The 11842-nt window shown below is 61.3% G+C and carries 8 protein-coding genes; all 8 read right to left on the bottom strand.

Annotated features, from left to right (window positions below):
* Nucleotides 1–127: 127 nt before the first annotated feature.
* The 8 genes from AB4N43_RS18830 to betI all read right to left on the bottom strand — a co-directional run bounded on the left by AB4N43_RS18830 (nucleotide 128) and on the right by betI (nucleotide 11659).
* Nucleotides 128–1306, bottom strand: coding sequence for a BaiN/RdsA family NAD(P)/FAD-dependent oxidoreductase (locus tag AB4N43_RS18830; protein ID WP_027926629.1), 1179 nt, complete (start codon nucleotides 1304–1306; stop codon nucleotides 128–130).
* Between the two features lie 84 nt (nucleotides 1307–1390).
* Nucleotides 1391–2776, bottom strand: a complete 1386-nt coding sequence (gene dbpA / locus AB4N43_RS18835) for an ATP-dependent RNA helicase DbpA (RefSeq protein ID WP_059183049.1) — start codon at nucleotides 2774–2776, stop codon at nucleotides 1391–1393.
* Between the two features lie 183 nt (nucleotides 2777–2959).
* The gene (mdtD, locus tag AB4N43_RS18840) at nucleotides 2960–4387 is read right to left on the bottom strand and encodes a multidrug transporter subunit MdtD (protein WP_027926631.1); all 1428 of its coding nucleotides are present in this window, start codon (nucleotides 4385–4387) and stop codon (nucleotides 2960–2962) included.
* Between the two features lie 157 nt (nucleotides 4388–4544).
* Nucleotides 4545–5882 carry a TldD/PmbA family protein gene (locus tag AB4N43_RS18845; protein WP_460151795.1) on the bottom strand — a complete coding sequence of 446 codons (1338 nt, stop codon included), beginning with the start codon at nucleotides 5880–5882 and terminating at the stop codon, nucleotides 4545–4547.
* Nucleotides 5882–7324 carry a TldD/PmbA family protein gene (locus tag AB4N43_RS18850; protein ID WP_460151796.1) on the bottom strand — a complete coding sequence of 481 codons (1443 nt, stop codon included), beginning with the start codon at nucleotides 7322–7324 and terminating at the stop codon, nucleotides 5882–5884. The genes AB4N43_RS18845 and AB4N43_RS18850 overlap by 1 nt, the downstream gene beginning before the upstream one ends.
* Before the next feature lie 285 nt (nucleotides 7325–7609).
* Nucleotides 7610–9313: a choline dehydrogenase gene (betA, locus tag AB4N43_RS18855; RefSeq protein ID WP_027926634.1), complete on the bottom strand. Its 1704-nt coding sequence runs from the start codon at nucleotides 9311–9313 to the stop codon at nucleotides 7610–7612.
* Between the two features lie 171 nt (nucleotides 9314–9484).
* Complete coding sequence (gene betB / locus AB4N43_RS18860) at nucleotides 9485–10957, bottom strand: betaine-aldehyde dehydrogenase (protein WP_027926635.1); 1473 nt, start codon at nucleotides 10955–10957, stop codon at nucleotides 9485–9487.
* A gap of 108 nt (nucleotides 10958–11065) precedes the next feature.
* Nucleotides 11066–11659, bottom strand: coding sequence for a transcriptional regulator BetI (gene betI / locus AB4N43_RS18865; RefSeq protein ID WP_027926636.1), 594 nt, complete (start codon nucleotides 11657–11659; stop codon nucleotides 11066–11068).
* Nucleotides 11660–11842 lie beyond the last annotated feature (183 nt).

The following is an 11842-nucleotide window of genomic DNA, read 5'->3' on the forward strand; positions in this document are numbered from 1 at the left end:
CTTGATATCACACAGGGTCAATGTAGGAGTGAGCCTGCTCGCGATGAGGACGCTACATTCAACATCTCTGTCGACTGTTACACCGCTAGCGCGAGCAGGCTCACTCTTACATGGATTTTGTGTTGCTTCAGGCGTACTGCGCGGCAGCGTAGCCTGAGGCCCAGGCCCACTGGAAGTTGAAGCCGCCCAGATGCCCGGTCACGTCGAGCACTTCGCCGATGAAGTACAGGCCGGGGCTTTTCAGCGATTCCATGGTTTTGGACGACACTTCGTGGGTGTCGACGCCGCCCAGGGTCACTTCCGCCGTGCGATAGCCTTCGGTACCGGCCGGCACCACTTTCCAGCTCGCCAGTTTTTCGGCGATGTCGGCGATTTCCGCGTGGGTGTACTGCTTCATCGGTTTGGACACGAACCAGTTGTCCGCCAGCAGATTGGCCATCTTCTTGGTGAAGATTTCCCCCAGAAGGGTTTTCAGTTCGCTGTTCGGGCGTTCGGCTTGCTGCTGTTGCAGCCACTCATGCGCGTTGTGGTCCGGCATCAGGTTGATCTCGACCGTGTCGCCAGATTCCCAGAACGAAGAAATCTGCAAAATCGCCGGGCCGCTGAGGCCGCGGTGAGTGAACAGGATGTTCTCGCGGAAACTCTGCTCGTTGCAGCTCACCAGGCAATCCACCGACGTGCCTGACAGCTCGGTGCAAAGCTCTTTCAACTGATCGGTAATGGTGAACGGCACAAGGCCGGCGCGGGTTGGCAGCAGTTGGTGGCCGAACTGTTTGGCAACCTGATAACCGAAACCGGTCGCGCCCAGCGTCGGGATCGACAGTCCGCCTGTGGCGATGACCAAAGACTCACAAGTGATCTGGCCCATCGTGGTGTCCAGCAGGTAACCGCTTTCGAGCTTTTCGATGGTCTGGATCGAGGTGTCCAGGTGCAGGCTGACGCCCACCTGATCGCACTCGTTGAGCAGCATCTCGAGGATGTCGCTGGATTTGTTATCGCAAAACAACTGCCCGAGCTTTTTCTCGTGATACGGCACGCCATGTTTGGCGACCATGCCGATGAAATCCCACTGGGTGTAGCGCGCCAGTGCGGATTTGCAGAAGTGTTCGTTCTGCGAGAGGAAATTGCCAGGTTCGGTGTACATGTTGGTGAAATTGCAGCGGCCACCGCCCGACATCAGGATTTTCTTGCCAGCCTTGTTCGCATGGTCGAGCAACATCACCTTGCGCCCGCGCCCGGCGGCGGTCAGCGCACACATCAACCCTGCGGCGCCAGCGCCAATGATCACGACTTCGGTAGAGCGCAAAACGGTGTCCTCTTGGTGTGTCACCACAAAACAAACTGTGGGAGCCGGCGTTGCGCCGGCTCCCACAGGGGAAGTGCGTTGTTCTTACAGGATACGAACGCGCAGCGAACGGCCTTTGATCTTGCCGTCATTCAGGCGTTGCAAGGCCTGCTTGGCGATCCCGCGCTCCACGGCCACATAGGCCTGGAAGTCGAAAATCGCGATCTTGCCAACCTGGGCGCCCGGAATGCCGGCATCGCCAGTCAGTGCGCCCAGGATGTCACCCGGACGAACCTTGTCTTTACGGCCAGCGCCGATGCACAGCGTGCTCATGACCGGCAGCAGTGGACCGCCGCCCTGGGACGTGAGGTTGTCCACCTGGTCCCAGTTCAACGGCGCCTTCTGCAGTTGCTCGATGGCTTGGGCGCGGTGCGCTTCAGACGGTGCAACCAGGCTGATCGCAATGCCTTTCTCGCCAGCGCGGCCGGTACGGCCGACACGGTGAATGTGAATTTCCGAGTCACGGGCCAGCTCGACGTTGATCACCATGTCCAGCGCATCGATGTCCAGACCGCGCGCGGCGACGTCGGTGGCGACCAGTACCGAGGTGCTGCGGTTGGAGAACATGGCCAGCACTTGATCGCGATCACGCTGTTCCAGATCGCCATGCAGGCCGACGGCCGAGATGCCTTTGGACGTCAGGTGATCAACGGTTTCCTGAACCTGCTGCTTGGTGAAGCAGAACGCCACGCAGGACGCCGGGCGGAAGTGGCCAAGGACCTTGGTCACCGCGCTCATGCGGTCATCCGGGGAGATCTCGTAGAAACGCTGCTCGATCTGAGTGTCGTCATGGAACGCCTCGGCCTTCACGATCTGAGGGTTGCGCATGAATTTCGCGGCGAGTTGCTTGATGCCCGACGGGTACGTGGCCGAGAACAACAGGGTCTGGCGACGTTCCGGGGTCTGGGCAATGATTTCTTCGATGGAATCGTAGAAACCCATGTCGAGCATGCGGTCAGCTTCGTCGAGGATCAGCGTGTTCAGGCCATGCAGAACCAGCGAACCTTTGCGCAAATGCTGCTGGATACGGCCCGGGGTGCCGACGATGATGTGCGCGCCGTGTTCCAGCGAGCCGATCTGCGGGCCGAAGGACACGCCGCCGCACAAGGTCAGGATCTTGATGTTGTCTTCGGCGCGGGCCAGACGACGGAGTTCCTTGGCGACCTGGTCCGCCAGCTCGCGCGTCGGGCAGATGACCAGTGCCTGGCAACCGAAGAAGCGCGGATTGATCGGGTTCAGCAGGCCGATACCGAAGGCGGCGGTCTTGCCGCTGCCGGTCTTGGCCTGGGCGATCAGGTCCATCCCCTTGAGGATCACCGGCAAGCTTTGCGCCTGGATCGGCGTCATCTGGGCATAACCGAGGGAGTCGAGGTTAGCCAGCATGGCGGCGGACAGCGGCAAAGTATTAAAAGCGGTGGCGATGGTGGTCACGGGACTGGCCTGCAAAACAAAATGTCGCGCAGTGTACCAGTCTCGCTCTATCTACCTGCAAATTCTGGACGAATAGCCGTAGCAGCTGTCGAGGCACGAGGCTGCGTTGGGCTGCGAAGCGGCCCCTCGAGGGCGGTCCTGCGGACGCGCAACGCAGCCTCGTGCCTCGTCAGCGGCTACAGGTCAGTGTTCTATATCGTGCTCGCGGGTGACCATCCGTCGGCCGTCCGTTGGTGAGAGCTGGGAAAAGATCGTGGCCGCCAGCATGGCCATGATTCCGACCGTGACAAACGTCAGCTGGAACGCGCCCAACACCGTTTCCACGCCATCGTTTCCGATCTCGGCGGTAAAGCCGCCGAGCAACGCACCGGCGCAGGCAACGCCCAGGCTCAGGGACAATTGCGCGACGACCGACAACAGGCTGTTGCCGCTACTGGCGCTGGCATCGTCGAGGTCGATCAGGGTGACGGTGTTCATCGCGGTGAATTGCAGCGAGTTGATCGCCCCGAGAATCGCCAGCAGGCACAGCAGCAGCCAGTACGGTGTCTGTTCGCTGACCAGGCCCATGCTCGCGAGCATGATGCCCAGCGCCAGGGTGTTGCCGGTCAGCACGATGCGATAGCCCAACCGCTCGATCAGCGGACGTGCGACCCACTTGGCAACCATCGCCGCCGCCGCCAGCGGAAGCATGCTCATCCCCGCCTGTGACGGCGAATACCCCAGCGCCACTTGCAGCAGCAAGGGCACGAGGAAGGGCAGGGCGCCGCTGCCGAGGCGGGCAAACAGGTTGCCGAGGATGCCCACGGCGAAGGTCCGGGTCTTGAACAGTGACGGCGCGAACAGCGGGTTTTCAGTATGCCCGGCGCGTAACCAGTACGCCGCCAGACAGGCCATGCCAGCGAACAACAACAGCATCACGCGCAGGTGGGGCAGGTGCAGCTCGCCCAGACCTTCCATGGCGACGGTGATCAGAATCATCGCCGCGCCGAACAGCACGAACCCAAGGCTATCGAAACGGGTGCGCTCGGTGCCGCGTAGGTCCGGGATGAATTTCCACACGGCGTAGCAACCGACCAACCCGACGGGCAGGTTGATCAGGAAGATCCAGTGCCAGGTCAGGTACTCCACCATCCAGCCGCCCATGGTTGGGCCGATCAAGGGGCCGAGCAAGCCGGGAATGGTGATGAACCCCATGATCCGCACCAGTTCCGAACGCGGGTAAGCGCGCAGCACCACAAGGCGCCCAACCGGCAACATCAATGCACCGCCCAGGCCCTGAATGATCCGGGCACCGATCAGCAGGCTCAGGCTCGTCGAAAAGGCGCAAAGCAACGAACCGAGGCTGAACAGAAGGATCGCGCCGAAGAATATTTTCTTGGTGCCGAAACGGTCGGCGATCCAGCCGGAAGCGGGGATCAGCAAGGCGACGGTGAGCATGTAGGCGATGATCACGCCCTGCATCCGCAACGGATCTTCCGCCAGGTCGCGGGCCATGGCGGGCAGTGCGGTGTTGAGGATGGTGCCGTCGAGGGACTGCATGAAAAACGCGATGGCGACGACCCACGGCACCCAGCGGGCGGTGACAGCGTCGAGAGGCGGGCGGTTGGGCATGGGACCTCTTGCGGGTTGGAGTTGTTAATGCAAGGTCATTGCAAGCCACAATCTCTGTGGGAGCGGGCTTGCCCGCGAAGGCGGTGTGTCAGTCAACATTAATGCTGAGGCTGATGGCCTCTTCGCAGGCAAGCCCGCTCCCACAGGGGTTTTGTGTTTACAGGGTCAAGGTGAGTTTACTGATGAGTGCGCCCGGCAATAACGCCGAAGCTGTGGCCCGCTGACTGTAGGTACTCGCCGACAGCAACAACTCGCGCTCCTCGGTCAACGCCTCCAACTGCGAACCCAGCAAGCTGTAGGCGCTGTCATCAAAACGCATGGTGCTCACCGGCGACTGAATCTCGCCGTTCTCGACCCAGAACGTCGCAAACCGGGTCATCCCGGTCATGCGTGCCCCCGGTTGGTCGGAGTAGTTCAGGTACCAGAGGTTGCTGATGTACAACCCCGTGCCCAGTTGCTTGAGGATTTCGGCTTCAGGCAACGTCCCGGCCGCCATGTTCAATGCACTGGGCATCTCCCCACCGCCCGCCCCGTTGGCAGTCAAGCCGTATTCCGCCGCGCTGCGGGAACTGACCATTTGCGCGCCGGCTTTGCCTTCGACGATCAACCCCAGATCACTGCGGGGATAACCTTCGCCGGAGAATGCCGGGCTCAACGAGCCACTGACTTTTTCATCAATGGACACCTGCGGGCTGAACGCACTGTCCCCCGCATACAGCTTTTGCAGTGGGCTGGTTTTGCTGGCAATCGACTGCGCTGAAAAACCACCCCAGCCGAGCATGCCCATGATTTCTTCAAGGGCTGCCGGTGCGAGGTAGGCGCGGTACTGACCCGGTGCCAGCGTGCGCAACGGCCGACCGAGAAACGCCAGTTGCTCGCGCGCCAGAGCGAAGCGCTTGGCAAACCCTTCGCTGCTCCAGTCATGTCCGGCATAGCTGGCTTTCACGGCCTGACCATTTTCATGAAACAGGCTGAAGTCGAAGTTGAAACTGTTGGCCTGATGCCAGCCAAACGCACCCGAAGAGCTGGCGAAACCGCGACTGATCGGGCCCGCCGCATAGAAGCCCACCAGGTCCAGCCCTTCCGCGGCCTGAGTGATTTCAGCGACCACCTGCCCGGTGTCCGGCAGTGGATGTTCCTGCACATTCTTGCTCTGCCAGCTGTTGTGGTTGATCAGCAGGTACGGATCCTGCGGCAGCAACGGCAGAATTTCGCGCAACTGTTGCAGACCTTCGGCCAGACGCTGCAGGTCCACTTCCGGGTCGCCAGCCAAGGTGATGTCGAGGTCGGCATGCCGGCCATCGTTGATCAGCTTGAGGCCGATGCTCGCTTGCTGCACCTGCCCGGCCTGGCGCACCTTGGCGTGGTTGAAACGCACGAAGGCCGATGACTCGGCGGCGTAGCTGAGGGTGAATTGTTCCGGCTCGCCAATGGCGTCGCGTAGCCAGTTGACCAAGGCCTTGAAGCCATCGGCCTGATTTTTCGACGTACTCATCAGGCGTCTCCCCCAAACACATCCACGTTGCTGAACACACAGGCTGGCGACGCGTGGCCGACGCGGATCACCTGGTTCGGTTCGCCCTTGCCACAGTTCGGCGTGCCCAGGACCTTGACGGTGTTGGCGTCGCCGACGGCGCTGAGGCTTTTCCAGAACTGCGCGGAAATCGCCCGGTAGTTCGGGTTTTTCACCACGCCCTTGAGTTCGCCGTTTTCGATCAACTGCGCCCATTCGCAGCCGAACTGGAACTTGTTGCGCGCATCGTCGATGGACCAGGAACGGTTGGTGGACATCATGATGCCGTGCTCGATGTTGCCGATCAGTTGCGCCAGCGGTTGATCGCCGGGCTCGATGTTGAGGTTGGCCATGCGGTCGATCGGTGGACGGTTCCAACCACAGGCGCGGCTGTTGGCGACACCGGTCATGCCCGCGCGAAATTGCGAGAGCGCGCCGCCCAATGGGCGCAGCAACACACCTTCCTTGATCAGGAATTGCTTGCTCGCGGCCGTGCCGTCGTCGTCATGACCGTAGCTGGCGAGCTGCTCGGGGATGTCCGGGTCGAACGTCACGTTGAGCAGTTTCGAGCCGTATTGCAGATGACCGAAGTCTTGTGCCTTGACGAAACTGGTGCCGGCGTAATTGCGCTCATCGCCGAGGATGCGGTCCAGTTCCAGCGGGTGGCCGATGGATTCGTGGATCTGCAGCATCATCTGGTCGGGCATCAGCAGCAGGTCGCGCGGGCCTTGCGGGGTGTTCGGCGCCAGCAGCAATTGCAGCGCCTGATCGGCGACTTGCGGGCCGGCGCCGATCAAGCCGCACCGGCTGATCACATCCGCGCCGCCCTGCTGGCCGAAGTTCTCGCGGCCAAGGCTGCGGGTCTGGCTGTCGCTGCCGTCATAGGCCGTGACGTCGAGGCCCGGGTAGACGAAACGTTGGGCCTGGCGCAGTTCGGCACCGGCGCTGTTGAGGTAGATCTGCTCGACGTGGGTGATGCCGATGCTGACCTGCCAGTTCACCAGCCGCTCGTCCTTGGGCACGGACGCAGATTCGGCGCCGAGCAATTGGTAGCAATCACTCAGGGACGGGAAAGGCTGGTCGAGGTTGGGCGAAAAATAGTCGGCGCGGTCGCTGGAGACGGTTTGGTCGCGCAGGTCGAGCAGCGCGTGGGGCTTGAGTCGGCGGGCTTGTTGCTCGGCGCGGTCGAGGGCCGATTGCAGGCCGTGTTGCGACAGGTCGTTGGTCGCGGCGTAGGCTTCGACGCCGTTGATGCGCACGGTCAGCATCGCGCCTTCATCACGGCTCAGGCTGGGAGGTTCGGCGACATTCTTGCGCACCGACAGGTATTGGCCGGACTCGCGCACATAACGCAGCGAAAAGAATTCAGCGCCCGTGCGCAAGGCAGCGAAGCGCTGCTTGAGCTGGGGGTGGAAATCGAACATTCGGGAACCTCCTTGGTATGGAGTGGCGGTGTTGCGGTGTTGCGAAGGGGGAGGTGAAACGTTTGCGTGGCGCTAGATTAGGCCTGTGCGGGGAGCGATATCAAGGGTGGAGCGGTGTAGGAAAGGATTACGTCGGTGTGTCAGCCAGGGATGTGTTGTCTGGTAGGACCCATCGCGGGCAAGCCCGCTCCCACAGGGTTCAGGTTTGATCACATATCTGCAATCCAACCGAAAACCTGTGGGAGCGGGCTTGCCCGCGATTGGCCGCGACGCAGTGTAACGGTCTTACTGCGCCGTAGGACTCACATCACGCATCGGCTTGCCACGCACCGGTGCATCACCGGCCACGAAGTAGGCAGCCTTGCTGCGCGGCAGCGGCTGGCGGCCACGGATCTTGTCGGCGATTTTCTCGGCGATCATGATCGTCGGCGCGTTCAGGTTGCCGGTGGTAATGATCGGCATGATCGAGGCATCGACCACACGCAGACCTTGCATGCCATGCACACGGCCTTCGCCATCAACCACGGCCATTTCGTCGGTACCCATCTTGCACGAGCAGGACGGGTGGAACGCGGTTTCGGCGTGTTCGCGGATGAACTTGTCGAGCTGCTCATCGGTTTGCACGTCGATGCCCGGGCTGATTTCGCGGCCACGGAAAGCATCCAGCGCAGGTTGCTGCATGATTTCACGGGTCAGGCGGATGCCGTCGCGGAATTCCTGCCAGTCCTGCTCGGTGGCCATGTAGTTGAAGAGGATGCTCGGGTATTCGCGCGGGTCTTTCGACTTCGCTTGAATACGGCCACGGCTCGGCGAACGCATGGAACCCATGTGCGCCTGGAAGCCGTGCTCTTTCACACCGTTGCTGCCGTTGTAGTTAATCGCGACCGGCAGGAAGTGGTACTGGATGTTCGGCCAATCGAATTCCGGACGGGTACGGATGAAACCGCCGGCTTCGAATTGGTTGCTGGCGCCGATGCCGGTGCCGTTGAACAGCCACTCTGCACCGATGGCCGGCTGGTTGTACCAGAGCAGTGACGGGTACAGCGAGACCGGTTGAGTGCAAGCGTATTGCAGGTACAGCTCCAGGTGATCCTGCAGGTTTTCGCCGACGCCTGGCAGGTCATGGACCACCGGGATGTCGAGCTTGTTCAGCAGTTCGGCCGGGCCGACACCGGAGCGTTGCAGGATCTGCGGCGACGCGATGGCGCCGGAGCACAGCAGCACTTCTTTGCGGGCACGGGCTTCAACGCGCTCTTCGGCGGCGCCGATCAGGTAACGCACGCCGACCGCACGCTTGCCTTCGAACAGGATCTTGTCGGTCAGGGCGTGGGTGACGATGGTCAGGGTCGAACGCTTCTTGGCGACGTCCAGGTAACCGCGAGCGGTGCTGGCGCGACGGCCGTTCGGCGTCACGGTACGGTCCATCGGGCCGAAGCCTTCCTGCTGGTAACCGTTGAGGTCTTCGGTGCGCGGGTAACCGGCTTGCACGCCGGCTTCAACCATGGCGTGGAACAGCGGATTGTTGCCGGCTTTCGGCGTGGTCACGCTGACCGGGCCGTCGCCACCGTGGTAGTCGTTCGGGCCGATGTCGCGGGTTTCGGCTTTGCGGAAATACGGCAGGCAGTTCAGGTAATCCCAGTCTTCCAGGCCTGGCAACTTGGCCCAGTTGTCGTAGTCCATCGCGTTGCCGCGGATGTAGCACATGCCGTTGATCAGCGAGGAACCACCGAGGCCCTTGCCGCGACCGCATTCCATCCGGCGACCGTCCATGTGTGGCTCTGGATCGGTTTCGTATGCCCAGTTGTAGCGACGGCCTTGCAGCGGGAACGCCAGGGCGGCCGGCATCTGCGTGCGGAAGTCGAAACGGTAGTCCGGGCCGCCGGCTTCGAGCAGCAGGACGGTGACGCCTTCGTCTTCAGTCAGACGGGTCGCCAGGGTGTTACCGGCCGAACCGGCACCGATGATGATGTAATCGAATTCTTGGGACATTGAATGCACCCTCTTTGAAGTTGGTCAGGTCAGCGAGTGCTTCGCACTCGATCGCGGGCAAGCCACGCTCCCATAGGGATCGGGGGGCACCGCAGATTTGGCGAACGACGCCAAACCTGTGGGAGCTGGTTTGCCTGCGATAGCGATCTCGCAGGCGAAGCAAATACCGCCTTAGAAAACCGAGGCGTAATCGCCCAGTTCGACCTGTACCGATTTGATGCGGGTGAAGTTGTTCAGCGAGCTGATGCCGTTCTCACGGCCAACACCCGACTGCTTGTAACCGCCAACTGGCATTTTCGCGTCGGACTCGCCCCAGGCGTTGATCCAGCAGATACCGGCTTCCAGTTGATGAATCACGCGGTGAGCGCGGTTCAGGTCCTTGGTGACGACGCCAGCGGCCAGGCCGAAGTCGGTGTCGTTGGCACGACGGATCACTTCTTCTTCGGTTTCGTAGGTCAGGATGCTCATCACCGGGCCGAAGATTTCTTCGCGCACGATGGTCATCTCGTCGGTGCAGTCGGTGAACACGGTCGGGGCCACGAATGCGCCTTTGGCGAATTCGCCGTCGGTCAGACGAGCGCCGCCGCACAGCACGCGAGCGCCTTCTTCCTTACCTTTGGCGATGTAGCCCAGCACGCTTTCCATGTGGGCGAAACTGACCAGAGGACCGAAGTTGGTGTTCTCGTCTTCCGGGTTGCCGACGCGGATGCGCGCTACGCGTTCAACGATCTTGGCTTCGAAAGCGGCTTTCAGGTGGCTCGGTACGAACACGCGAGTGCCGTTGGTGCAGACCTGGCCGGAGCTGTAGAAGTTGGCCATCATCGCGGTGTCGGCGGCGCGATCAAGGTCGGCGTCGTCGAAAATGATCAGCGGGGATTTGCCGCCCAGTTCCATGGTCACGTCTTTCAGCGACGAGGCAGAAGCGCTGGCCATGACTTTCTTGCCGGTGTCGGTGCCGCCGGTGAAAGAGATTTTTTCGATGCGTGGGTGTTCGGTCAACCAGGTGCCGACTTCACGGCCGCTGCCGGTCAGTACGTTGAACACGCCGGCTGGCAAGCCTGCTTCGGTATAGATCTCGGCCAGTTTCAGGGTCGTCAGGGACGTGACTTCGCTTGGCTTGAAGATCATCGCGTTACCGGCCGCCAGGGCCGGTGCGGATTTCCACAGGGCGATCTGGATCGGGTAGTTCCACGCGCCGATACCGGCCACGACGCCCAGCGGCTCGCGACGGGTGTAGACGAACGAGGTGGTGCGCAGCGGAATCTGCTCGCCTTCGATGGCCGGGACCAGACCTGCGTAGTACTCCAGCACGTCAGCGCCGGTGACGATGTCGACGTACTTGGTTTCGGAGAACGACTTGCCGGTGTCCAGGGTTTCCAGGGCGGCCAGTTCATCGTTGCGCTCGCGCAGGATGTCGACGGCGCGACGCAGGATGCGCGAACGCTCCATGGCGGTCATCGCGGCCCAGATTTTCTGGCCCTTTTCGGCGCTGACCACAGCACGCTCAACGTCTTCCTTGGTCGCGCGTTGTACTGTTGCGAGGACTTCACCGTTAGCCGGGTTGATGGCTTCGAAAGTGGCGTCGCTGCTGGCGTCGGAGTAACCGCCATCGATGTAGAGTTTTTGCAGTTCGAAACGGGCCATAAAGTCCTCGCAAGTGCATAAGTTAGTTGGCGTTAACCACTGGGCGTGCCGTGTTGCGCTGGCACGCGGGTCAGTGGCGGTTCGGGGATTGAGCGTTTTGTGTGTGCTCTAACTCACCCGCTTGGCCAGTTGGAAATCCATGTATTCGTAAGCGATCCGGTGCGCCTGCTCGGTGTCGAAAGCATCTCCCGACAGCGCGCCGCGCAACCACAAACCGTCAATCAACGCTGCCAGGCCACGGGCTGCACTGCGCGCATCATCGAGCGGCAATACGCGGCGGAACTGGCAGCACAGGTTGGAATACAGACGGTGATCGTTGATCCGCTGCAACCTGTGCAAAGACGGGTGGTGCATGCTGGTGGCCCAGAAGGCCAGCCAGGTTTTCATTGCCGGGCCATTGACCTGGCTGGCGTCGAAGTTGCCTTCGATGATCACCTGCAGATGCGCCCGCGGGCTGTCATCTGTCAGCGCCTGACGGCGTGCGGTGACGTTCTCGCTGAGTACACTCATCAGGTACTGCGCCGTGGCAGCGATCAGGCCGTTCTTGTCCTGAAAATAGTGACTGATGATGCCATTCGAGACACCGGCCAAACGGGCGATCAGCGCAATGCTGGCGTCCCCCATACCGACCTGATCGACGGCCAGCAAGGTGGCTTCGATCAATTGCTGGCGGCGGATGGGTTGCATACCGACCTTGGGCATCTTGCACATCTCCTTAGGCCTTCCGGCGGACGTAAGACGTCCATCGGTTTGAGGGCCAGTCTATTTTGTTTTGATTGAACGTTCAATCAACAAAGAATAAGATCTGCGACAATTCGTCGCTGCTTACAGATTTTTCCTACGTGTAAATGACGATAAACCGACATCCAAAACGGCTCGAAACCC

Source organism: Pseudomonas sp. S2_B07 (assembly GCF_054668435.1).